A 23,928-nucleotide genomic window follows, 5' to 3' on the forward strand; every position below is an offset into this window, starting at 1 on the left:
ACTGGCTTGAGTTTAAATCAAATTTTTCTTAGTCTTAAAGCCAAGTTTTATCGTTGATTTAGACAATGAAAATAAAATTAATGCTTGTGGCGAGTTTATGGAGTTTTGCATCGCCGAGTTTTGCTTTAGATTTAGTTGAAACTTATGAGCGCGCAAAGCAAAATGATCCGACGTGGCAAGCGAATCAACAACAATTTGAAGCAGATCAGCTCAATTTAGGCTTAGCAACTGGTGCTTTATTACCTACAGTCACATTATCTGGAAAGATTAATCGTAATAGCCAAACCGTAAAGCGTTCAAACTTTCCCGGTGTTGATCAAGAGGGACTGTCCGATGCTTTGGTAAGTAATACATCAACAACCAAACAAGCAACTTTATCTGCTCGTCAGCCTCTTTTTCGTATGGATGCATGGGAAGGTTATAAACAGGTTAAAACCTCGGTTGCACTTAGTGAAATTACTTTACGCCTGCAAAAACAAGATCATGTTTTAAATGTGGCAGAAGCCTATTTTAATGTACTGCGTCAGCAGGCACTTACCGCTGCATATTTACAAGAAGAAAAGGCTTTACTTGAACAACTCAATATGATGAATGCCAAGCTTAAAGAAGGTTTGGTGGCACGTAGTGATGTAAGTGAGGCAAATGCCCAATATCAAAATGCAAGAGCCAACCGTATTGCAACTAATGTTCAGCTTCTTTTAGCTCAAGAACAGCTCTCTGAATATATTGGCCCTTATCAAGATAAGCTTGCAGTACTGCGAAGTGATTTTACTTTTCAAAAGCCTTATCCAGCTCAACTTGATGACTGGATTGGCTTAGCCCAACAACAAAATCTAAAGATTCAGCTAGCCCGTTTACAAAAGCGATATGCTGAAGACCAACGCCGTGTGGAAAAAGCTGCACTTTATCCACAAATAGATGCTGTGGCGAGTTATGGCTATACCAAACAAACACCAGAAACACTGATTTCGACTGATGGAAAGTTTGATCAGGTTGGCGTAGAGATGAACTGGAATTTATTTAATGGAGGTCAAACACGAACCTCTATTAAAAAAGCCACTATAGAGTTAAATAAAGCGCAATCCCAGCTCGATGCGGCCATTCGCCGAGCCAATGTTGATGTAAAAAGCGCTTTTATGCAGGTAGATACCGACCGTGCAAAACTTGAAGCAAGAAAGGCGGCAATGGACTCTTCTTCACTTGTCTCTCAAGCCTCAAAAGCAAGTTATAACGAGGGCTTAAAAAGTATGGTCGATGTTTTATTAGCACAGCGTAATGCTTTTTCAGCAAAACAGGATTATCTTAATGCTCAGTATGACTATTTATTAAATGTATTACGTTTAAAAGCGGCTGTAGGTCAGCTAGGAGAAAAAGATCTAGTTGAATTAAACAGCTGGTTAACGTATCAGTAATAAAAAAATGCTTTTATCTGAAATTTAATTTTGTCATAAAAATTTAATGATTGATGTGTTTTAATGCTCAATCATTTTATCCCTGCGCCATCATGTTGGAGGCTTCCCTTGAGTCCGAGTAATCCGGTGTTAAGCCATCATATTTCTTCTCAATTTAATGAAGATTTGCAAGATGTGAACACAAAGTTTATGACCATGGGTGGCTTGGTCGAACAACAGGTTGCCAATGCAATTCATTCTTTGCTTGATACAGATGCAAACTTAGCAATTGATGTTCAATTTAAAGATAATGCAGTCAATCAATATGAGCGTGATATTGATGAAGGTCTGACACTGATTTTGGCGCGTCGCCATCCAGCAGCGATTGACTTGCGTATGGTGATTGCGATGAGCAAAGCCAATACTGACCTTGAGCGTATTGGGGATGAAGCTGCAAAAATTGCTCGTATTGCACAGAACCTCTGTGAAGAGGGTGGATCACCTCGTGGTTACATGGAAACTCGTCATATTGGTAACCAAGTGCGTGTCATGATTCACGATGCTCTAGATGCTTTTGCACGTCTAGATGCAGATCAGGCATTACGTGTACTTTTAGCAGACGCTGACATTGACCGTGAATATCAATCAGCAACGCGTACTTTAATGACTTATATGATTGAAGATCCGCGTCATATTGCTCGCGTAATTAACGTGATGTGGGTTTTGCGTTCTTTAGAGCGTATTGGCGACCATGCGCGTAACATTGCTGAACAAGTGATTTATATGGCGAAAGGCTTTGATGCTCGTCATACCAAAATTGAAGAAATTGAAGCAAAAGTCCACGAAAAATAATGCTTTAATTGAGAAAATAAAAGCCTTGTTTCAAACAAGGCTTTTTTATAACTAAAAATAATACATAAAAAAATGTCCCGAACTTTGGGGGGAAGTTCAGGACAGAAAATCAAGTGCATTAAGAGAAAACACGACAGGGATCGTGTCTCACTTGCTATGGATTCATAATAAGGTTTCATTGAATTTATGTCATGTAGAGTCCTGTGCGCTCTATGTAAGGCTTTATATGTTTGTGTAAGTTTCACGTAAAAAAAGGCAGGTCTATGTATATAGACCTGCCTTTTTAATGATGATGAGCTTAGAAAAAACGAATTATTCTGGCTTCCAACCTTCTGCTTTTTCAACGCTTTCATCATTATTGAAGAACTTCTCACGTTGTTCTTCAAGGAATTTTTTCGCTTCTGGATCAAACACGTTTAAACGCTTTTCATTAATTAGCGTAGTTTGGTGTTGTAGCCATTCTTGCCATGCTTGCTTAGAAACATTTTCAAAAAATTCTTGGCCTTTAGCACCCGGAAACGGAGCAAAGTCTAATCCTTCCATTTCCTTTTGATATTTACGGCAAAATACTTGTCGACTCATTTTGTATCCTTAAGCGTATAACTGTTCTAGACGTTTATGGGCACGGGCAATCGCAGCTTCAACCTGTTTTGGTGAAGTTCCGCCAATATGATCACGTGCATTTACCGAAGCTTCTAGTGTCAAAGCTTTATCAAATACATCTGCTGTAATTAGGTCAGAGAATTGTTGTAATTGCTCAAGTGTGAGTTCAGATAAATCTTTTTCTTCAGCCACACCTAATGCAACAGCTTTACCCACAATTTCATGCGCATCACGGAACGCAACGCCTTTTTTCACTAAGTAGTCAGCAAGGTCTGTGGCAGTCGAGAACCCACGAAGTGCAGCTTCACGCATGATTTCAATATTTGGAACCAATGCAGGAATCATGTCTGCAAATGCCATGAGTGAACCACGAACCGTATCGATTGCATCAAATAAAGGTTCTTTATCTTCTTGGTTGTCTTTGTTGTACGCCAATGGCTGACCCTTCATGAGCGTAAGTAAGCTAATTAAATCACCAAACACACGGCCAGATTTACCACGGATGAGTTCTGGAACATCAGGGTTTTTCTTCTGTGGCATGATTGAAGAACCAGTACAGAAGCGATCAGGAATATTCACAAATTTAAACTGTGCAGAAGTCCAAAGAATAAGTTCTTCAGACATACGTGATAAGTGCATCATGATTAAAGATGCTGCTGCATTAAATTCGATGGCAAAATCACGGTCAGATACAGCATCGAGTGAGTTTTCAGATACAGCTTCGAAACCGAGTAATTCTGCTGTGTAAGCACGGTCAATCGGGTAAGTTGTACCAGCAAGCGCCGCAGAACCAAGTGGCATACGGTTTACACGTTTACGGCAGTCTTGAAGACGCTCAGTGTCACGAACCAACATTTCAAACCATGCCAATAAGTGATGGCCGAAAGTTACTGGTTGAGCTGTTTGCAAATGAGTGAAGCCAGGCATAATGGTGTTTACATTTTTGGCAGCCAAGCCCAACAAACCTTTTTGTAAACGCTCTAATAAGCCTAAAATATCATCAATTTCGTCGCGAAGATAAAGACGGATATCCGTTGCAACTTGGTCATTACGACTACGACCAGTGTGTAATTTTTTACCTGTAATGCCGATACGTTGAGTCAAACGTGATTCAATGTTCATGTGAACATCTTCAAGATCGATACGCCATTCAAAGTTTCCAGCTTCAATTTCTGCGCGAATGGTGCTTAAACCTTCAATAATGTCGTCTCGTTCTGCTTCTGTCAGTACGCCAACTTTCGCAAGCATGGTAGCATGCGCAATAGAACCAGCGATGTCTTGCTTATAAAAACGTTGGTCAAACTGAACAGAGGCAGTAAATTCTGCTACAAAAGCGTCTGTCGCTTCAGAAAAACGACCACCCCACATACCTGAGGTTTGGTTTGGGGCTGCTGAATTAGGGGGATTTGAAGATGTGGTCATGGTGGCTCAGTAAAATAAAAAAGAGTATATCACTTGCCGAAGCTCAACAAACAAAGTTGTTTTCTACAGCATATCGAAATCAAAATTCCTCCTATTTTTTTACGAAAATTGATCGTTGGCAACACTTATTAGAATTAATTATTGCAAGTAATGTTTTGGCATTGGTTCTGGCCTTGGCGGAAGCGCAGTCTTGGCACGCATTAAGTGGGTCACGCTTTTTACAATATATGATTTTTATTAACTGGGTGATTTTGTCTTTTTTTGCTTTAGTTGAATATTTTCAAAATTTTTTTAGTCAGCTTCAGCAAAAATATGCTTTGGCCATTGGTTTTGTCTTGTTGCAAGCGATTGTGGTGGCGACCACCATCATAACTAATTTTTTTCAATTCGGAATTTTGAAAAGGATGTCTGCTACAGGACAGGACTGGAGTATTTATTTTACTCATGTCCCATTATATTTAAGTTATGGAATATTACTTGGCGCATTTTGTTTGCGCTATTTATATGTTCGGGAACAATGGTTGCATCAACAATATGCAGAATTAAATGCTCGTATTCAGGCTATGCAAGCACGTATTCATCCTCATTTTTTATTTAATAGTTTAAATAATGTGGTGAGTTTAATTACGATAGACCCAGATAAAGCAGAAAGTATGCTGATTAGTCTGTCACGTTTATTTAGAGCGAGTTTTCAAGAATTAAAATTGGTAAGCTTGTATGAAGAAATTGAGCTTAGTAAACAATATTTAATAATTGAACAAATACGTTTAGGTGAGCGTTTACAAGTTGACTGGAAAATGGAAATTGAACCTTTGCAATTAAAGCAGGTCACGATTCCTTTATTGACATTACAACCTTTGTTAGAGAATAGTATTTTTCATGGGGTCGAACCAATGATAGGTAAAGCAACCATTGGGGTATTGGTTGAAATATTGCAAAATCAGGTCAGTATAGTCATTACCAACCCTTATACAGACGATACAATAAAATCACGGAAAGGGCATGGAATCGCTCTTGAAAATGTTAAGCAGCGCTTGAAAGCGTATTATGGGAACTCTGTTAGGTTCCAGGTGTATAAGGGTGAAACTTTATATACCACTATTATGAGCTATCACTACCAATCAAAATAATAAGTCAGTCAGAGTTAACCATAAAAAAATGGACCAAGTTAACGGTGACAAGGAGGATGAATGAAGGTGCTAATTTGTGATGACGAGCCACTTGCAGTGGAACGATTATCACGTTTAGTTTCAAAGATGGGACATGATGTTGTCGCAACAGCTCATCATGGCCAAGATGCCTTGGAACAGGCACGGCTTCATCAACCGGATGTGATTTTACTTGATATCCAAATGCCGGGTATGAATGGTCTCGTCTGTGCGGAGCAATTAAGTCAGCTTAATCCTCGACCTGCTATCGTATTTTGCACAGCCTATGATCAACATGCTCTAGAAGCATTTAAATCACAGGCGCAAGCTTATCTTCTTAAACCGATTGACCCTCAAGAACTTGAGCAGGTTTTTAAGCAATTAACTCAACTTACTCAAGCGCAGCTCAGTGCCTTACCTAATCCTACGCTTTTGCAGGATTTAAAAACGCAAAGACATCAAATTGCTGCTAAAACTTATCGCGGTGTTGAGCTGATTCCTGTTGAAAATATCTATTATTTTTTGGCAGATCAGAAATATGTCACGGTACGACATAAAAATGGCAGTGTCTTGATTGATGAAACGCTAAAAGAACTTGAAACTGAATTTGCAGATCAGTTTATTCGTATTCATCGAAATGCTTTGGTCTCAATTGCTTATTTAGATGGTTTAGAGCTTGTGAGTTCAGGTCAGTATCAGGTTCGATTACGTGGCTTGGATGAAAGACTTTCTGTAAGCCGCCGTCATTTATCTACCCTTAGAGAGCGAATACACCAACTTTAACGAGTCAGCATCCTATTTTGTCAGTGAGATTTTACTTGCAATTTTAAGGGATCAAGTTAAGTTTAGGGTGTATTGTTTGACCAGCCCATGCTTGAATTTATGAAAACCTTGAAAATTGCTACACGACAAAGCCCACTTGCTCTTTGGCAGGCAGAACATATTCGTGCCCGTTTACAGGAGCTTCACCCAGATTTAACGGTGGAGTTGGTTAAGTTTGTCACGCAGGGCGATAAAATTTTAGATACACCTTTAGCAAAAATTGGTGGTAAAGGGTTGTTCGTTAAAGAGTTGGAAGCAGCACTTTTAGATGGTCGTGCCGACCTTGCTGTACATTCAATGAAAGATGTTCCGATGGCATTACCGGAAGGTTTAACTTTAGCGGTCATTTGCGAACGTGAAGATCCTTTAGATGCTTTTGTTTCGAATCAATTTGAAAAATTTGCTGATTTGCCGCAAGGAGCAAAAGTTGGCACCTCAAGTTTACGTCGTAAATCACAAATTTTAAAACAACGTCCAGATCTACAAATTATTGATTTACGTGGAAATGTTGGAACTCGCCTAAGTAAGTTAGATGATGGTCAATACGATGCGATTATTTTGGCGAGTGCTGGTTTAAAACGTTTAGGATTAGAAGAACGCATTCGTCACTGTATCGAGCCAAGTGTAAGTTTGCCTGCGGTTGGGCAGGGCGCTCTTGGTTTAGAATGTCGTGCAGATGATCAAGACGTATTGGCTTTAATACAACCTCTTTTACATACAGAGACTGATGTTTGTGTGCGTGCTGAGCGTGCTTTTAATGCCTATCTTGAAGGTGGTTGTCAGGTACCGATTGCGGGCTATGCAACCTTACAAGATGGCAAAATTCATATTGAAGGTCGCGTCGGAAGTCCTGATGGGCAAACATTACTGCGTGCTGAACTCACAGATGAAGCACACAATGCTCAGCAATTAGGTGAAAACCTTGCTCGAAACTTACTTGAACAAGGTGCTGGCGATTTATTAAAGGCCCTTTACTAACGTTATGCTGTTTATTAATACTCGACCTGATTCACGTGCGGCTGAATTAACTCAAGCTTTGCAAAATAAGGGGTTTCAGGTCGAGTCTTTACCTCTTTTAGAGCTGGTTGCTGAACCTTTTTTAGAATCACTCGCTCAACTCTATCAGCAGTTATCTGGCGCACAAGCGATTGTAGTTGTGAGCCCCACTGCTGTTGATGTGGGGATGCAGTATTTAACACAAAGTGGTTTAAAGCTAGACGACTTAAAACATATTCAGTGGATTGCGGTCGGACAGGCAACGGCACATCGTCTTTATGAATATGGAGTTGAAGCACATGTTCCAGATGTTGAAACGTCTGAAGGAATGCTCAATCTTCCTATTCTTCATAATATGCGACAGACGGGTAGTGTGGCTTTTTGGAGAGGTGAAGGTGGCCGTCAATTTATGATGGAAACTTTGCAGCAGCAAGGCATTCAGATTTTGAATTTTGTCTTATATCATCGACAGTGCCCAGAAGTTTCATATTCAAAGTTCAAACATCTAACACAAAATTCAAATTATAATTTAGAAAAATGGCTTGTCTTAATTACCAGTGAGGCAAGCTGGAAATATTGGTTAGAGCTTTGTTTAAAAAATAATGTACAACCTGATTGTGTATATTTGGTTTTAGGGCCACGTCTTTTTCAACTTGTTAAAAAATATCGCGATCAACAACAGGCCTATTTTCACATTATTCAACTTGAAAATTTATCGCCTTCGGGGATGATTCATCACATTCAGGCATTATAAGGATTCGTATGAGAAAACTTGTTTCTATCATCATTTTGCTGAGCATCGCTTGGTTGGCTAAGCTCAGTTACGATATATGGCAAATTTCTCGTACTGTTCCTGAGCTTCAGCAGAGCTTACTGCAATCGGAGCAGCAGTATGCCAATTTAAATGATCAATTGGTGGCATTAAAAAGACAAACACAGACTCAGTCGAGTAGTGACGTTCAAATAGCACCTTTAACAAATCATGAAATCATTCATACTGGTATTACGCCAACGGTAGTCATTAAGCAAAAATTAGATTTAATTCAGTTTGCGATAGATCAACAACAGTTTATTTATGCGGTAGATCATTTAACTCAGCTACAACAATCCTTGCCTCAATATGAAATTGCCCCGGCATTACAACACAGTTTAAATCAGGCGATTGAACAGGATAAACAGGCAATACAGCAATACGTAATTGCTCAAAATCAGCGTCATCAATTGATTGATGACTTACTGCAAACTATTGATAAGAATATTCAACAAGCATTAGCTCAACCTAAACTTGAAATGGATCAATCCGAGGCAGTGTCTTGGTGGAAAAAATGGTTCCGTATCGAAAAAATAGAAACGCCGTCTATTAATTTAATGAATCGAAGTGTTGTATTTAAAGAAGTGCAATTAAGACTCTTAATTGCTGAGCAGGCATTAAATCAAGGAAAGATGGCAGAGTACCAAAATGAGCTGCAATCAGTAATGCAAAAACTAAATGAACTACCAGACGCCACCAGTCAACAATTGAAAAACCGTATTGCTAAAGTGGCTCACTTATCTATCGTGCCTGTGCCTAAATTATCAACTCTTGGTCTATTAGGCTCATAAGGAGGACATATGAAACATCTCCTATGGGTTTACCTGCTCATTAGCTTAGTACTTTTTGCGGCTTTAGCTTTATTGAGTTATGGCTACGGCATGGGTTACGTCTATATCTACTGGCGTCAATTGCAACTGCAAACAAATGTGTGGGGCTTAGTCCTTACCTTTGTTGTGATGAGTTTTATTGCTCAGTTAATATGGCTTTGGATTAAACGTTATTCCTCGCGTGAACAGAGGAAAAGAGAAAATATTTTTCAATTTAAAAATCTTCATCCTTATGAGCAATTAGGTATTGTCTGGCTATTAGAGGCGGCCGAAGACCAACGGGTATTTATCGAACGCGTTTTTACTCAGTCGGGCCTTTTAAAAAATATTATTGATGCCAAGTTTTTAGTTTTAAGTGGAGATTATCAAAAAGCATTAGATGCTTTAGATCAATCCCCACCAATGGCTTTTGAATTAGCCGAGTTGCAGCGTATTGAAATATTTCTAGCTCAAAATGAAGCTGAACGTGCATTAACTCATCTTGAGTTTCTATATCAACATCAATTATCACCTTGGCTTGAAGAGATCGAGACTGCATATCAACAACGATTAACTGCGTTATGGGGGGAGCTTGCTTTACAGCAACCATGGGTATATTTGCGTTCAATGAAGTATGGATTATTGGATGCTGAGCATCGTGATTTATGGTTGCAACAGCTTCTTCAACAATTCGATCAAGCTTCGGTAGACGATTTACATGCACTGCAACAGCGCTATTTAGATTTAGAGTCTGAAATTCAAACCAGACCTTATAGTAGTAAATTGCTATGGCTAAAACTTTTGGCACGTATGCCAGAAATGAGTATTCAGCATGAAGCATTAACCTTGCATTTACTCAAAGAGCAATTTGATCCAGACGTATTTTACTTATGGTTTCAGCAACAATTGCTTAAGCAGGTTCCTGACTATGCAGATGTTGAGGAAAAGATTAATCAATTCGAATCTCAATATATGAATTTGCCGGTTTTAACATTTGCAAAATGGCATGTTTACAAGGCAACGGAGCGTCAAGCTGAAGCAGAAATATTATTAAGTTTATACCCAGATAATATTTTAATGAGCTATTTACGTATTAAATCAACCTTAAAAGAAGATGATGAGTTAATCAAACAGTTAAACCTAATCTTTGAAAATGATGCGAATTTTTTAAAATTTAAAATATGAGGTAAAAATGAAAGAACTGTCTGTCTACCCTGTAATATACGACCAGAAAGTAGCATGGGGAGATATGGATGCTTTTGGTCATGTCAATAATGTACAATATTATAGATATATTGAAAGCTCACGTATTTTATATATGGAAAATGTAAATATATTGACCCCAAATATATATACTGTTGTTGCTTCAAGTCAGTGCAAATATTTAAAACCTGTGTTTTATCCAGATGTATTGAAAGTAGGGGTTCGTGTAGAAGAGATGCGCAATAGCGCATTCCGTATGGCTTATATATTATGGAGTGAAACGCAGCAGCAAATCGTTGCTACAGCTGAAGCAGTAATGGTTTGTGTAGATAAATCTACAGGTTTAAAATGTGAAATACCAAATGAAGTAAAAAGTAAAATTATTGAATTAGAAAAATCAGTAGGACATGACTTAATACATTTAGCTTAAATAAATATTAAGAAAATATATTTCAATTATAATTATTAATGTAATTAAAAAGTAAATTTATAGCATTATTCTGACGAACTCGTCTTTCAAACTATTGCTTATTGAATAGATTATAAATACTATTGGTTATGATTTAATGTTTTTAAATTTTGTCTGTATTATTTGAATTGTCTGTAAGACTGGAGTATTTATTAATGAAACCGGATATTAGTGAATTATCTGTTGAAGAGTTAAAACGCTTACAAGAAGAAGCAGAAGCTTTAATTGCAAGCAAAAAAGATCAAGCAATTGAAGATGCATATAATCAAATTATCGAGATTGCTGAAAATGTAGGTTTTAGTGTTGAACAACTTCTTGAGTTTGGTGCTCAAAAACGTAAGAAAACAACACGTAAATCTGTAGAGCCACGCTACCGTAACAAAAACAACTCTGAAGAGACTTGGACTGGTCGCGGTAAACAACCACGCTGGTTAGTTGCTGAAATCGAAAAGGGTGCAAAACTTGAAGATTTCTTAATCTAATTGTATTGCTTCTTAAAAAGCCAAGCGATTTAGCTTGGCTTTTTTATTTTAAAAAGAATTAAAACTTTTATTTTAAAAAGAATTAAAACTTTTATTTAAAAAATAAAGTATTCAATAAAGTGTTTAAATTCCTGAATAAATACATTGTTGAGACTAAATTTGCATTTAGTGAGATCAATCGTCAATTTTCATGATTTTGTCATACGTACAACTTATAGTCTTTAAGAAGACGCCAAGCCTGATTGCTTGGTTTTTTTATATGAAGTGAATTGGCGATGTTGAAAAAGTATGCATAATGTCAGACTAGAGAGGAACTCTCATATAAGGACGATAATTTGCATGTTGGTAAGGCTGAATGAAGAAAAAGTCTAAGCAATGGAAGTGGTGGTTTTTTGCCCTCATTGCATTTTTAATTTTTATTATTTTACAGATTCCGGCGACTTGGCTTATCTCTAAATTTTCAAAAAATAATCAAACTGTCCATAATGTAAGTGGCAACATCTGGCAGGGGCAAGCAGACTGGCATCGTGGTGCTTTACGGGGAACCATTCACTGGAAAACGAGACCTCTAGATTTACTTTTATTACGCTTTGCTGCAGATGTTGATATTCATAGCGGTAATACACAATTAGCGGGAATCATGGCATATGGTTTTGGCAAAAAAGTAATTGTACGAAATATGAATGGTCAAGTTGCTCCAGAAACACTGAAGCAGATTGTGAACTGGCAATGGCCTGTAAATAGTATTCAACTTAAAGATATCCAATTTAATTATAAAAAAGAGCAAGGCTTTGCAGCGGTTGATGGACAGTTGCATTGGGGTGGTGGAGCGCTAGTTTATAATATTGGTGATCGTCAAGATCGTATGAACATGCCTTCTTTAAGTGGGCAGTTGGCTGACCACAATGGACAGCTACAAGTTGACATCCGTGATCAGCGAAATCAAAAAATGGCGAATCTTTTACTTGATGCCAATATGATGCTTGATGTTCAACTCACGCAGCGTTTATTGCTTAACGTTCCATCTTATGACGGAAAAGCTGGTTTAGACACTTTTGTCATTAGTTCTCGCCAACCATTACTACAAGGTGGTAACTAATGAAAGCATGGCTTGATAAATTACAGCAATTACAATGGCAAAAGCTAGATCGACTTAGTGTAGTCGTCTTAGCCATTTTAATTTTATGGTTGTGTTGGAAATTGGCTTCATTTTTTTGGTTGGTGATTGCTCCTCCACAAATGATGCAGTTTGATCGGGTAGAGCTCGGTTCTCAGCAGGCACAAATACCAAACATTAGTACTTTTTCACTTTTTAATGAACCTTCTGCCAATGCGGCTCAGGAAAGTGTGAATCTAGAATTACAAGGCGTAATGGTGGGTTATCCAAACCGCTTCTCTTCGGCTGTTATTAAAGTTGATAATATTGCTGAGCGTTATCGGGTTGGTGAAACCATTGGTTCTACTTCTTATCAACTGGCAGAAGTTTATTGGGATCATGTGGTGTTACGTCAAGGAAATGGCAGTACCCGCGAACTTGAGTTTAAAGGTTTGCCAAATGGTTTATATCAACCGATGACGCCAGATGCTTCACAACAACAACCTACTACACCTTCTCAACCTGCGGCACCTGTAAATACGACTCAACAAGCCCTAGGGCAAGCGATTCAGCAGATGCAAGGTAACCGAGAGCAGTACCTCAAAGATATGGGGGTCAGTGGCAACTCAAGTGAAGGTTATGAAGTTACAGAACGTACACCGACTGCGCTTAGAAATAAGTTAGGTTTAAGACCTGGCGATCGAATTGTCTCTTTAAATGGTCAAACGGTTGGGCAAGGGCAAGCGGATGTGCAATTACTTGAACAAGCTCGTCGAGCAGGGCAAGTAAAAATAGAAATAAAACGTGGTGATCAAGTGATGACCATACAACAAAATTTTTAGTGATAACACGTCACCATAAGAGTTAGGAAATATCGCGAGTTATGGCTTTATTGAATCATCAACGTCCACTTTGGGCATTACTTGCAGCAGCCCCATTGATTGCGACAGTGAGTAGCAGTGCCTATGCCCAAACATGGAAGATCAATTTACGTGATGCTGACTTAACTGCCTTTATTAATGAAGTTGCAGACATTACAGGAAAGAACTTCGCTGTAGATCCAAGAGTACGTGGTAATGTCACGGTTATTTCTAATAAGCCATTAAATAAAGATGAAGTTTATGACCTATTTCTTGGGGTTTTAAATGTAAATGGGGTTGTTGCAATTCCTTCTGGTAATACGATTAAGCTTGTGCCGGATAGCAACGTTAAAAACTCAGGAATTCCTTATGATGCTAGAAATAGGGTTCGTGGGGATCAAATCGTTACACGAGTGATTTGGCTTGAAAATACTAATCCAAATGACTTAATTCCAGCACTTCGCCCTTTAATGCCTCAGTTTGCGCATATGGCTGCGATTGCAGGAACCAATGCACTGATTGTTTCGGACCGTGCAGCAAATATCTATCAGCTTGAAAATATTATCCGTAACTTAGACGGGACTGGGCAAAACGATATTGAAGCGATCAATCTTCAATCGAGCCAAGCAGAAGAAATCATCACACAACTTGAAGCAATGAGCGCAACAGGTGCATCTAAAGATTTTAGCGGTGCTCGTATTCGTATTATTGCAGACAACCGGACAAACCGTATTTTAGTAAAAGGTGATCCAGAAACACGTAAGCGCATTCGCCACATGATTGAAATGCTGGATGTGCCTTCTGCTGATCGTTTGGGTGGCTTAAAAGTTTTTAGATTAAAATATGCAAGTGCTAAAAATTTATCAGAAATTTTACAAGGACTAGTCACTGGTCAAGCAGTATCTTCTTCTGGCAACAATAAGAACTCATCTAATTCATCAAATTCGATTAATGGTTTGATTGGGAATAACCAAAACTCTACTTCAAACACGTCGGGTTCAAATGGTAGTTCAATATCTACCCCATCAATCAATCTAAATGGTAATTCAAACAATAGTAATCAGAACAATATCACCAGCTTTAACCAAAATGGTGTAAGTATTATTGCAGATAATGCTCAGAACTCATTAGTGGTTAAAGCTGATCCCCAATTAATGCGTGAAATTGAATCTGCAATTCAACAACTAGATGTCCGTCGTCAACAAGTGCTCATCGAAGCCGCAATTATTGAAGTCTCTGGAGATGATGCAGATCAACTTGGAATTCAATGGGCGCTCGGCGATTTATCTAGTGGAATTGGTTTACTTAGCTTTAGTAATGTAGGGGCGAGTTTATCTTCTATTGCTGCTGGTTATTTATCGGGTGGTACGGCTGGAGCTGCATCTGCTATCGCTAATGGAGCTAATAAAGGTAATGGTGCAACTTTAGGATTGGGTAATTTTGATAACTCTCGTAAGGCGTATGGTGCATTAATTCAAGCTCTCAAAACCAATACAAAATCAAACTTACTTTCAACGCCATCCATTGTAACGATGGATAATGAAGAAGCTTATATTGTTGTAGGTCAAAACGTTCCATTTGTCACAGGATCAGTCACTACCAATAGTACGGGTATTAATCCATACACTACTGTGGAACGCAAAGACGTCGGTGTAACATTAAAAGTTATTCCACATATTGGTGAAGGCGGTACAGTGCGTCTGGAAGTAGAGCAAGAGGTCTCTGCTGTTCAGGATAGTCGTGGGCAAGCTGCTGACTTGGTGACAAGTAAACGTGCTATTAAAACAGCTGTTTTGGCCGAACATGGGCAGACTGTAGTGCTGGGTGGTTTGGTATCAGATGACACATCACTTTCAAGACAAGGTATACCAGGATTGAGTAGTATCCCTTATGTTGGGCGATTATTCCGATCGGATAATAGAAGTAATGTAAAACGTAATCTACTTGTCTTTATTCATCCAACAATTGTAGGCGATGCGAATGATGTTCGCCGTTTATCTCAGCAGCGCTATAATCAGCTTTATAGCTTGCAATTGGCTATGGATAAAAATGGTAATTTTGCAAAATTACCTGAGCAGGTTGATGATGTTTACAATCAAAAAATGACACCTCCAAGTATTGGAACTCAATCCAAAAATTATCAACAGGTTCCATCAGGTGGAAAAAGCACGACCATAACCACACCTGTGGCGGTAGAGCCTGCTGTTCAGAAACAGACCTTGCAGTTACCTGATCCGGAAGTGAATCGAACTAAAAATACAGTAACAACAACGACACTGCGTCCAAGCACGGCACCGTAGTAGCATGTTATGATTGATAAAAAATGAATAGGACATAGGCATGACTTGGAAACTGCAAGCAATTACTGGTGAATTTACTGGTCAAGAAATTAGTATTGATCGTGAGATGTTGGTGGGACGTCATCAAGATGCTGATTTGCTATTACAGGCCGCTGAAATTTCGCGTCGCCATGCGGCATTGCTTTTAAAGGACCAATTGTTATGGGTGCAAGACCTTAATTCATCAAATGGTACATTTGTAAACGATATTCGTATTGAGCAAGAAAAGCAGCTGCATGATGGCGATATTGTTCAATTTGCAAGTTTTAAATTTTCAGTACTAGCGCCTGCTCAAGAAAATAATGATTTACCTGAAATTGAAGCAGAGCCAGTACAAGCTGCACCGGCACAAGATTTAAGTGATCAAGGCATGCCAAGCCTTGCAGAGCGTGCTGCAGAGGTGGAAGTTCGCCACGATGGTATGCCGCAGAATATTTCTATTCCAAAACCTGCACCGATTCCTGAAGGAGTGAATATTCATGCTCAGCCTGAGCAAACTCCGGTTGCTATTGAAGAACCTGTTTCTCGTGTAGCTGAAGAAAAAGAGCAGCAAAAGAATGCATCTATTGGTTTAATTACTATTATTATTTTAGTGATTTTGGCTGTATTGGCATGGTTATTCTTTAAATAATTTGTTGGTGCTTTTACAATCAAGGCATGCTAAACGCATGCCTTTTTAATTTTGAGTAGAAGAAAATGTCTGTTGCACAACTAAGTAAGCGCGATTTAATTTTATTTGACCTAGATGGAACCTTGGTCGACTCTGCTGCCGATTTATATCGGTCTATGAACTTAAGTCTGCAATCACTCTGTTGGCCATTAGTAACAGAAGCACAAATACGGGAATGGGTAGGCAAAGGGGCTTCAAAACTTTGTGAAAGTGTTCTGCTTCATATATTTGGAAAATTGGATGCTGAACAACATCAGGTTTTATTGCAAAAGTTTATAGACATATATGGTGCAGAGCTGTGTGTAAATACTCAAATTTACCCAGGCGTACCTGAATTTTTAAGACATTGCCAAACTTTGAATATTAAAATGGCATGTGTGACCAATAAGCCTGTCAAACTTGCTCAAGGGTTACTAGATGCATTAGAGCTTTCTCCTTATTTCCAAGTTGTACTTGGAGGAGATAGCTTACCTGAAAGAAAACCACACCCACTGCCATTATTACATTGCATGGAAAGCCTAAAAACATCTGCTTCACAATCGTTAATGATTGGTGACTCAAGTAATGATATTGAAGCTGCACGCCGTGCCGGAATTGATTGTATTGTGGTTAGCTATGGCTATAATCATGGAGAAAATATCTATGATTGCCAACCTCAGCAAGTTGTTGATAGTCTTGCTGAGTTAATTGTCTAATGAAGAAAATGGAGATAAGAATGAATAAGCGTATGGTTTTTCGATGGCGTGTCTAAATCGAATCTAGAAAAACACACTTTTAAATCGAAACCATATTAGAGATGATTCATGACAACATTAGCGCAATTTGAGCAACTTAAGGCTGCTGGCTACAACACTATTCCAGTTTATCGCCAACGCTTGGCAGATACAGAAACCCCATTATCAGTTTTTGCCCGCTTTAAAGACCAAACACAAGCTTACTTATTTGAGTCGGTTGAGGGTGGAGAGAATTGGGCGCGCTACTCTATGATCGGATTGGGGGAATCGACAGTTTTTTCCTGCAATGCTGGTGTTTTATCTATACAGCATGCTGATGGGTCAATTACACAACAAGATTGTCTAGATCCGTTCCAATACATTCGTGAATTCCAAAAACAATTTAAAGTACCTCCAGCCGAGCTCTTACCGGATTTGCCAACCTTTACTGGCGGATTAGTAGGTTATTTGGGTTATGATGCAGTCCGCTATATCGAGCCACGTTTAAAGAATGTTCCTACAGCCGATCCAATTACGCTTCCAGATTTGTGGTTGATGCTTTCAAAAACAGTTATCGTTTTTGACAATCTTAAAGATACGTTATTTTTAATTGTTCATGCGGATGCAGAGCAGAGTAATGCCTATGCTGATGCACAGCAAAAATTAGATCAATTAGAACAACTGTTGGCAACACCAGTTAGTTTGCAAGCGAAGCCGCATACACCTCCACATTTTGAATCAATCACTGGTAAAGCAAAATTTTTAGAGACAGTAGAAAAAGTTAAAGAATACATCCGTGCTGGTGATGTGATGCAAGTTGTTCCAGGGCAGCGCATGGTTTCTGATTTTGATGGTGAAGCTTTACAGGTTTACCGTGCATTACGTCATTTAAATCCTTCGCCTTATCTATTTTTAGTTCAAGGGCAAACGATTACTGATAAGAAACCATTTCATATTGTTGGTTCTTCACCAGAAATTTTATCTCGTTTAGAAAATGGCATTGCTACAGTTCGGCCTTTAGCGGGAACCAGACCACGCGGTAAAACTAAAGAAGAAGATATTGCTCTGGAAAAAGATTTGCTTTCTGACGAAAAAGAGATTGCTGAACATTTAATGTTGATTGATCTTGGTCGAAATGATGTGGGACGCGTATCAAAAATAGGTAAGGTCCAAGTAACGGATCAAATGGTGATTGAGCGCTATTCACATGTCATGCATATTGTTTCAAATGTACAAGGCGAAGTGCGTGATGATATCGATGCACTTGATGTATTTAAGGCAACCTTCCCGGCAGGAACCTTATCCGGTGCCCCAAAAATACGCGCAATGGAAATTATTGATGAAGTAGAGCCCGTAAAACGAGGTGTCTTTGGTGGAGCAGTGGGATATTTAGGTTGGCATGGTGAAATGGATATGTCGATTGCAATCCGTACTTGTGTTATCCGTGATAAAAAAGTGTATGTGCAAGCTGGAGCAGGGCTTGTTGCTGACTCAAATCCAGAATCTGAGTGGAATGAAACCCAAATAAAAGCTCGCGCAGTGATCAAAGCGGTTGAATTATCATCAAACGGATTGATTTTATGAGTTTTTAGCGGTTTTTTTTAAAAAACCGCTTGCATCGTTTGGAAGTTTTGCTAAACTGCACACCGTTCCGATACGAAACGTACGAAACACTAAGAAACGCCGGCATAGCTCAGTTGGTAGAGCAACTGACTTGTAATCAGTAGGTCCACAGTTCGAATCCGTGTGCCGGCACCATTTTAAAGTGTTAAGTTGAATGAGTAAAGAACAGCACTGTAGATAAGTGCGATATTGGTGAGATTCCCGAGCGGCCAAAGGGGGCAGACTGTAACTCTGTTGCGAAAGCTTCGAAGGTTCGAATCCTTCTCTCACCACCATCCTAAACTTCGAATGAAGTGGTTATTACCAACGTTGCGGGAGTAGCTCAGTTGGTAGAGCGGCAGCCTTCCAAGCTGCATGTCGCGAGTTCGATCCTCGTCTCCCGCTCCATCGAAGGATAGTCGCTCTTATAGCTCAGTGGTAGAGCACTCCCTTGGTAAGGGAGAGGTCTCGAGTTCAAATCTCGATAAGAGCTCCAGATATTAAAGTTTGAGTGGATTTCCACAAAGTTTTCAGAAAGCAGACTATATAGTCTGCTTTTCAAGTATTGGGTGTCTGTTTTTTAGGCGATATGTCGATAAGCTGAGTTAGTTCAGCGCCATTTGTAGTTGGTTCGACGTAAACGAGGAAGATCATCATGGCTAAAGCCAAGTTTGAACGTAATAAACCACACGTAAACGTGGGTACAATCGGTCACGTTGACCATGGTAAAACAACTTTAACTGCTGCGATTGCAACTATTTGTGCAAAAACTTACGGCGGTGAAGCGAAAGATTACTCGCAAATCGACTCAGCACCTGAAGAAAAAGCACGTGGTATTACAATTAATACTTCACACGTAGAATACGATTCTCCAATTCGTCACTACGCACACGTTGACTGCCCGGGCCACGCCGATTACGTTAAAAACATGATCACTGGTGCTGCTCAGATGGACGGCGCGATCCTTGTATGTGCTGCGACTGACGGTCCAATGCCACAAACTCGTGAACACATCCTTCTTTCTCGTCAGGTTGGTGTACCTTACATCATCGTATTCTTAAACAAATGCGACCTTGTTGACGACGAAGAATTACTTGAATTAGTAGAAATGGAAGTTCGTGAACTTCTTTCTACTTACGACTTCCCAGGTGATGACACTCCAGTAATCCGTGGTTCAGCTCTTGCTGCTCTTAACGGTGAAGCAGGTCCTTACGGTGAAGAATCAGTTCTTGCTCTTGTAGCAGCTCTTGACTCTTACATCCCAGAACCAGAACGTGCTATCGACAAAGCATTCTTAATGCCAATCGAAGACGTATTCTCAATTTCTGGTCGTGGTACAGTAGTAACAGGCCGTGTAGAATCTGGTATCGTTAAAGTTGGTGAAGAAGTAGAGATCGTTGGTATTAAAGATACAGTTAAAACAACTGTAACTGGCGTAGAAATGTTCCGTAAACTTCTTGACGAAGGCCGTGCAGGCGAGAACTGTGGTGTATTACTTCGTGGTACTAAGCGTGAAGACGTACAACGTGGTCAAGTACTTGCTAAACCAGGTACAATCAAGCCGCACACTAAATTCGACGCAGAAGTATATGTACTTTCTAAAGAAGAAGGTGGTCGTCACACTCCATTCTTAAATGGTTACCGTCCACAGTTCTACTTCCGTACAACTGACGTAACTGGTGCGATCCAGTTGAAAGAAGGCGTTGAAATGGTAATGCCAGGTGACAACGTTGAAATGTCAGTAGAATTAATCCACCCAATCGCAATGGACCCAGGTCTACGTTTTGCGATCCGTGAAGGTGGTCGTACTGTAGGTGCTGGTGTTGTTGCGAAAGTAACTGCATAAGCATAATATAGTGACGTATTACGTCTCAAGTTGAGAGCTTTGGCTCTCAACTTGCTTTATAGGTCAGTAGTTCAATTGGTAGAGCGTCGGTCTCCAAAACCGAATGTTGGGGGTTCGAGTCCCTCCTGACCTGCCATATTTTGAAATAAAAAGCTTGATGCTGGCTTAGTTGTTCATATAATAAGTCGCGAGTTCTACGACGAGTACAAAAATGTCGAATGATAAATCGCGTGACGCATTGAGCGACGCGCCAATTCCTCAAAGAAATAATTCTGCTGAAGTTGTTCGTACTGGTTCGCCTTTAGATATCGTTCTATGGGTGATAGCAATTGCATTATTGCTCTCGGCTACCATGGTGAATCAGCATTTACCAGCGTATTGGGCCCCTGCAAATAATGTATGGGTGCGCGTTGGGGTAATTTTTGCTTGTATCGTTGTGGCTTTAGGTTTATTATACGCCACCCATCAAGGTAAAGGCTTCGTTCGTTTGCTGAAAGATGCACGAGTCGAATTGCGTCGAGTAACTTGGCCAACAAAACAAGAAACAGTCACTACATCGTGGCAGGTTCTATTGGTTGTAGTTGTTGCATCGTTAGTGTTATGGTGCTTTGACTATGGTTTGGGTTGGTTAATTAAGTTGATTATCGGGTAAAAGAGCTATGAAACGTTGGTACATTATTCATGCCTACTCTGGTTATGAAAAACAAGTGATGCGTTCACTTACAGAACGAATCCAGCGTAGCGCTGTTGCCGATAGCTTTGGTGATGTCCTAGTTCCTACCGAAGAAGTGGTAGAAATGAAGGACGGTAAGAAACGTAAATCTGAGCGTAAATTCTTTCCTGGCTATGTGTTAGTTGAAATGGAAATGAATGATGATACTTGGCACATTGTTAAAGAATGTCCAAAAGTATTAGGTTTTATCGGGGGTACACCTGAAAAACCTGCGCCAATCACTCAACGTGAAGCAGATGCGATTCTTGCGCGTGTACGTAATACTGGTGAAGCTCCACGTCCTAAGACGATGTTTGAACCAGGTGAAGAATTACTCGTTATTGACGGTCCATTCACAGACTTTAAAGGTGTGGTGGAAGAGGTTCAATACGACAAGTCACGTTTAACGTTGACGATTAACGTGTTTAATCGACCAACTCAGGTTGAACTCGAATTTCGCCAAGTCGAAAAAACGATTTAATCTTAATTGGTTGAAAAGCGCCCGATTTTATCGGGCATTGTTGTTGTAACAGTATTGTTACGTAGAAATTGGGGAGCCTAACGGCGCCTGTACCCAGAGGTATTTTAAAATGGCTAAGAAGATTGACGGCTATATCAAGCTGCAAGTTCCAGCTGGTAAAGCAAATCCATCTCCACCAATTGGTCCTGCACTAGGTCAACGTGGTGTAAACATCATGGCATTCTGTAAAGAATTCAATGCTGCTACACAAAAAGTTGAACCAGGTCTTCCAATTCCTGTAGTGATTACTGTGTACAACGACAAGTCGTTCACATTCATCATGAAAACTCCTCCAGCTTCTATTCTTCTTAAGAAAGCTGCTGGTATCCAAAAGGGTTCATCTGTACCTAACAAAACTAAAGTTGGTAAGTTGACTCGTGCTCAATTAGAAGAAATCGCGACTACTAAAGAACCAGACTTAACTGGTGCTGATTTAGACGCGCGTGTTCGTACCATTGCTGGTTCTGCACGTTCTATGGGCTTGGAAGTGGAGCTATAAGACATGGCAAAGTTAACTAAACGTCAAAAAGCCATTGCTGCTGCTGTAGAAGCAAACAAAGTTTACACTTTGGAAGAAGCAGTACAGGTTCTTAACAGCTTACCTGCTGCAAAGTTCAAAGAATCTTTAGACATCTCTGTAAACCTTGGCGTAGATCCACGTAAATCTGATCAGGTTGTTCGTGGTGCTACTACATTACCTGCAGGTACTGGTAAAACTGTACGTGTAGCTGTATTTGCTCAAGGCGCTCAAGCAGAAGCTGCTAAAGAAGCTGGTGCTGATGTTGTAGGTTTTGATGACCTTGCTGAAAGCATCCAAGGTGGAAACCTTGACTTTGATGTTGTGATCGCTGCTCCAGACGCTATGCGTGTTGTTGGTAAGCTCGGTACAATTCTTGGTCCACGTGGTTTAATGCCAAACCCTAAAGTAGGTACTGTAACTCCTGATGTTGCGAATGCTGTTAAAAACGCAAAATCTGGTCAGGCTCGTTACCGTGTAGACAAAGCGGGTATTATCCACGCTGCGATTGGTCAAGTTGGCTTTGATGCTGCTGCAATCCGTCAAAACGTTGAAACTTTAGTTGCTGACTTGAAAAAGTTAAAACCTGCAACTTCTAAAGGTGTATACATCAAAAAGATCACTTTGAGCTCAACTATGGGTCCTGGTCTTACTGTTGATGTAAACAACGTTTCTAACTAAGTTTTAACTTAGTTCTGTACAGAATTTTAAAGTCCTGATCGAGTAGGTAGCAAAAATAGAAATAAGTTTCTATTTTTGCGCAGTTAAAGCAACGCTTTGACTCTTGCTTATCAGGCGGACTTTGAATTGATGAATGAGAATTTATCAGCGTCAAAGACCTCAGGCGAGAAGGCGTTATTTTCGGATAGCGGCTTTTCTTAATAATCCAGCCTGCGTAGACGCGGTGGTGTGATTTGTTCCTCCTCCGCGTGTAAGTCGAAAGGCTTACGAATTGGGAGTGTGCCCATTGGGTGCATAAATCACCTTAGGAGGTTTTACAATGGCTCTTCTTATCGAAGACAAAAAACAGATCGTTTCAGAAGTAAGTGAAGTTGCTTCTAAAGCGTTTGCAGCCGTTGTTGCTGACTATCAAGGTTTAAGCGTAGAGCAATTAACAACACTTCGTGTTGAAGCTCGTAAGTTGGGTGTAACTACACGTATCGTACGTAACACTTTGGCTAAGCGCGCATTCCAAGGTACTCAATTTGATATCTTGAACGACAACCTTGTTGGTCCAACAATTCTAGGTTTTTCAACTTCTGAAGATGACATGGGTGCAGCTGCACGCTTGTTTGAAGAATTTGCAAAAACTAACAAAGCATTTGAATTAAAAGCTGCTGCATTTGACGGCAAAGTTTATCAAGGTGCTGATGTTAGCGTAATTGCTAATCTTCCAAACCAAGAGAAAGCGCTTACTATGCTTGCCTCTGTTCTTCAAGCTCCTATTTCGAAATTGGGTCGCCTCATTACAGCGCTCAAAGAGAAAAACGAGTCAGAAGCTGCTTAATCAATTTTACACACCATTCAATATCCATTTGGAGTTATTCTCATGGCTTTAACTAACGAAGAAATCTTAAACGCAGTTGCTGAAAAAACTGTTCTTGAACTTGTTGAATTAATTTCTGCTTTCGAAGAGAAATTCAACGTTTCAGCTGCAGCTGTTGCTGTTGCTGCTCCAGCTGGTGGCGCTGCTGCAGCTGCTGAAGAACAATCTGAATTCAACGTTGAGTTGACTTCTTTCGGTGCTAACAAAGTAGCTGTTATTAAAGCAGTTCGTGAAGCAACTGGCCTTGGTCTTAAAGAAGCTAAAGACCTAGTTGAAGGTGCTCCTCAAGTTCTTAAAGAAGGCGTTTCTAAAGAAGAAGGCGAAGAACTTAAGAAGAAACTTGAAGAAGCTGGTGCTACAGTTACACTTAAGTAATTGTAAAAGGAGTCGGTTTTTAAATCGGCTCCATAAAATGGCTGATGGCTCTTGGGTCATCAGCCTTTTTGCGTTACAATAATCGGCTCGATTTTTGTTAGTTTTGTTTGATTTTTAGAAAAAT

At 39.7% G+C, this 23,928-nt stretch carries 25 protein-coding genes and 5 tRNA genes; 28 read left to right on the forward strand and 2 right to left on the reverse strand.

Features of this window, described 5'->3' with window-relative positions:
* Positions 1-80 precede the first annotated feature (80 nt).
* Together CSB87_RS10965 and phoU are read left to right on the forward strand one after the other, a co-directional pair.
* Positions 81-1,412 (forward strand): TolC family outer membrane protein, encoded by a 1,332-nt coding sequence (locus CSB87_RS10965; RefSeq protein WP_079377773.1) that lies wholly within the window; start codon positions 81-83, stop codon positions 1,410-1,412.
* A 108-nt stretch (positions 1,413-1,520) separates the two neighbouring features.
* Complete coding sequence (gene phoU / locus CSB87_RS10970) at positions 1,521-2,243, forward strand: phosphate signaling complex protein PhoU (RefSeq protein ID WP_000075183.1); 723 nt, start codon at positions 1,521-1,523, stop codon at positions 2,241-2,243.
* Between the two features lie 312 nt (positions 2,244-2,555).
* On the opposite strand, the gene CSB87_RS10975 is transcribed toward phoU, so the two are convergent.
* Both CSB87_RS10975 and argH read right to left on the reverse strand, forming a co-directional pair.
* Positions 2,556-2,825 (reverse strand): oxidative damage protection protein, encoded by a 270-nt coding sequence (locus CSB87_RS10975; RefSeq protein ID WP_002053140.1) that lies wholly within the window; start codon positions 2,823-2,825, stop codon positions 2,556-2,558.
* 9 nt (positions 2,826-2,834) lie between these two features.
* Positions 2,835-4,268, reverse strand: a complete 1,434-nt coding sequence (argH, locus tag CSB87_RS10980; RefSeq protein WP_006581161.1) for an argininosuccinate lyase — start codon at positions 4,266-4,268, stop codon at positions 2,835-2,837.
* Here argH and CSB87_RS10985 point away from each other — a divergent pair.
* The 26 genes from CSB87_RS10985 to rplL all read left to right on the forward strand — a co-directional run bounded on the left by CSB87_RS10985 (position 4,259) and on the right by rplL (position 23,804).
* Positions 4,259-5,398, forward strand: coding sequence for a sensor histidine kinase (locus CSB87_RS10985; RefSeq protein ID WP_006581160.1), 1,140 nt, complete (start codon positions 4,259-4,261; stop codon positions 5,396-5,398). The genes argH and CSB87_RS10985 overlap by 10 nt on opposite strands.
* A 60-nt stretch (positions 5,399-5,458) precedes the next feature.
* A complete protein-coding gene (locus CSB87_RS10990; RefSeq protein WP_004710910.1) occupies positions 5,459-6,199 on the forward strand; it encodes a LytR/AlgR family response regulator transcription factor in 741 nt (246 codons plus the stop codon).
* Between the two features lie 99 nt (positions 6,200-6,298).
* Positions 6,299-7,216, forward strand: coding sequence for a hydroxymethylbilane synthase (gene hemC, locus CSB87_RS10995; RefSeq protein WP_031951281.1), 918 nt, complete (start codon positions 6,299-6,301; stop codon positions 7,214-7,216).
* A 4-nt stretch (positions 7,217-7,220) separates the two neighbouring features.
* On the forward strand, positions 7,221-7,988 hold the full coding sequence (locus tag CSB87_RS11000) for a uroporphyrinogen-III synthase (RefSeq protein ID WP_031952237.1): 768 nt from the start codon (positions 7,221-7,223) through the stop codon (positions 7,986-7,988).
* An 8-nt stretch (positions 7,989-7,996) separates the two neighbouring features.
* Positions 7,997-8,836, forward strand: coding sequence for a hypothetical protein (locus CSB87_RS11005; protein WP_031952239.1), 840 nt, complete (start codon positions 7,997-7,999; stop codon positions 8,834-8,836).
* Between the two features lie 9 nt (positions 8,837-8,845).
* Positions 8,846-10,039, forward strand: a complete 1,194-nt coding sequence (locus tag CSB87_RS11010) for a hypothetical protein (protein WP_031952241.1) — start codon at positions 8,846-8,848, stop codon at positions 10,037-10,039.
* Positions 10,040-10,046: 7 nt separating this feature from the next.
* Positions 10,047-10,487 carry an acyl-CoA thioesterase gene (locus tag CSB87_RS11015; RefSeq protein ID WP_004710900.1) on the forward strand — a complete coding sequence of 147 codons (441 nt, stop codon included), beginning with the start codon at positions 10,047-10,049 and terminating at the stop codon, positions 10,485-10,487.
* 194 nt (positions 10,488-10,681) lie between these two features.
* On the forward strand, positions 10,682-11,008 hold the full coding sequence (locus CSB87_RS11020) for an H-NS family nucleoid-associated regulatory protein (protein WP_002053185.1): 327 nt from the start codon (positions 10,682-10,684) through the stop codon (positions 11,006-11,008).
* Positions 11,009-11,363: 355 nt separating this feature from the next.
* Positions 11,364-12,107, forward strand: a complete 744-nt coding sequence (gspN, locus tag CSB87_RS11025) for a type II secretion system protein N (RefSeq protein ID WP_004710896.1) — start codon at positions 11,364-11,366, stop codon at positions 12,105-12,107.
* Positions 12,107-12,946, forward strand: coding sequence for a type II secretion system protein N (locus CSB87_RS11030; protein WP_031952243.1), 840 nt, complete (start codon positions 12,107-12,109; stop codon positions 12,944-12,946). The genes gspN and CSB87_RS11030 overlap by 1 nt, the downstream gene beginning before the upstream one ends.
* 41 nt (positions 12,947-12,987) lie before the next feature.
* On the forward strand, positions 12,988-15,264 hold the full coding sequence (gene gspD, locus CSB87_RS11035; protein ID WP_031952246.1) for a type II secretion system secretin GspD: 2,277 nt from the start codon (positions 12,988-12,990) through the stop codon (positions 15,262-15,264).
* A gap of 40 nt (positions 15,265-15,304) precedes the next feature.
* Complete coding sequence (locus CSB87_RS11040) at positions 15,305-15,934, forward strand: FHA domain-containing protein (RefSeq protein WP_031952247.1); 630 nt, start codon at positions 15,305-15,307, stop codon at positions 15,932-15,934.
* A gap of 65 nt (positions 15,935-15,999) precedes the next feature.
* Complete coding sequence (locus CSB87_RS11045) at positions 16,000-16,668, forward strand: phosphoglycolate phosphatase (protein WP_031952249.1); 669 nt, start codon at positions 16,000-16,002, stop codon at positions 16,666-16,668.
* Between the two features lie 108 nt (positions 16,669-16,776).
* The gene (gene trpE, locus CSB87_RS11050) at positions 16,777-18,270 is read left to right on the forward strand and encodes an anthranilate synthase component I (RefSeq protein ID WP_031952251.1); all 1,494 of its coding nucleotides are present in this window, start codon (positions 16,777-16,779) and stop codon (positions 18,268-18,270) included.
* 98 nt (positions 18,271-18,368) lie between these two features.
* Positions 18,369-18,444 (forward strand) — tRNA-Thr (locus tag CSB87_RS11055).
* Between the two features lie 56 nt (positions 18,445-18,500).
* Positions 18,501-18,584, forward strand: a tRNA-Tyr gene (locus CSB87_RS11060).
* 36 nt (positions 18,585-18,620) lie between these two features.
* Positions 18,621-18,696: transfer RNA gene (locus CSB87_RS11065), tRNA-Gly, on the forward strand.
* A gap of 13 nt (positions 18,697-18,709) precedes the next feature.
* Positions 18,710-18,784, forward strand: a tRNA-Thr gene (locus CSB87_RS11070).
* Positions 18,785-18,943: 159 nt separating this feature from the next.
* A complete protein-coding gene (gene tuf, locus CSB87_RS11075) occupies positions 18,944-20,134 on the forward strand; it encodes an elongation factor Tu (protein ID WP_002157016.1) in 1,191 nt (396 codons plus the stop codon).
* A gap of 60 nt (positions 20,135-20,194) precedes the next feature.
* A tRNA-Trp gene (locus CSB87_RS11080) sits at positions 20,195-20,270 on the forward strand.
* Positions 20,271-20,345: 75 nt separating this feature from the next.
* The gene (secE, locus tag CSB87_RS11085; protein ID WP_002157045.1) at positions 20,346-20,786 is read left to right on the forward strand and encodes a preprotein translocase subunit SecE; all 441 of its coding nucleotides are present in this window, start codon (positions 20,346-20,348) and stop codon (positions 20,784-20,786) included.
* A gap of 7 nt (positions 20,787-20,793) precedes the next feature.
* Entirely contained in the window at positions 20,794-21,327 is a 534-nt protein-coding gene (gene nusG, locus CSB87_RS11090) for a transcription termination/antitermination protein NusG (protein ID WP_002115092.1), read from the forward strand.
* A 109-nt stretch (positions 21,328-21,436) separates the two neighbouring features.
* The gene (gene rplK / locus CSB87_RS11095; protein ID WP_001074682.1) at positions 21,437-21,865 is read left to right on the forward strand and encodes a 50S ribosomal protein L11; all 429 of its coding nucleotides are present in this window, start codon (positions 21,437-21,439) and stop codon (positions 21,863-21,865) included.
* Between the two features lie 3 nt (positions 21,866-21,868).
* Positions 21,869-22,564 carry a 50S ribosomal protein L1 gene (gene rplA / locus CSB87_RS11100; protein ID WP_002156922.1) on the forward strand — a complete coding sequence of 232 codons (696 nt, stop codon included), beginning with the start codon at positions 21,869-21,871 and terminating at the stop codon, positions 22,562-22,564.
* A gap of 319 nt (positions 22,565-22,883) precedes the next feature.
* A complete protein-coding gene (gene rplJ / locus CSB87_RS11105) occupies positions 22,884-23,390 on the forward strand; it encodes a 50S ribosomal protein L10 (protein WP_002157004.1) in 507 nt (168 codons plus the stop codon).
* 42 nt (positions 23,391-23,432) lie between these two features.
* Positions 23,433-23,804 carry a 50S ribosomal protein L7/L12 gene (gene rplL, locus CSB87_RS11110; protein WP_001229360.1) on the forward strand — a complete coding sequence of 124 codons (372 nt, stop codon included), beginning with the start codon at positions 23,433-23,435 and terminating at the stop codon, positions 23,802-23,804.
* The last annotated feature ends 124 nt before the right edge of the window (positions 23,805-23,928 follow it).

This window comes from Acinetobacter sp. AR_0276 (genome assembly GCF_003000705.1).
GTDB classification, from domain to species: domain Bacteria; phylum Pseudomonadota; class Gammaproteobacteria; order Pseudomonadales; family Moraxellaceae; genus Acinetobacter; species Acinetobacter nosocomialis.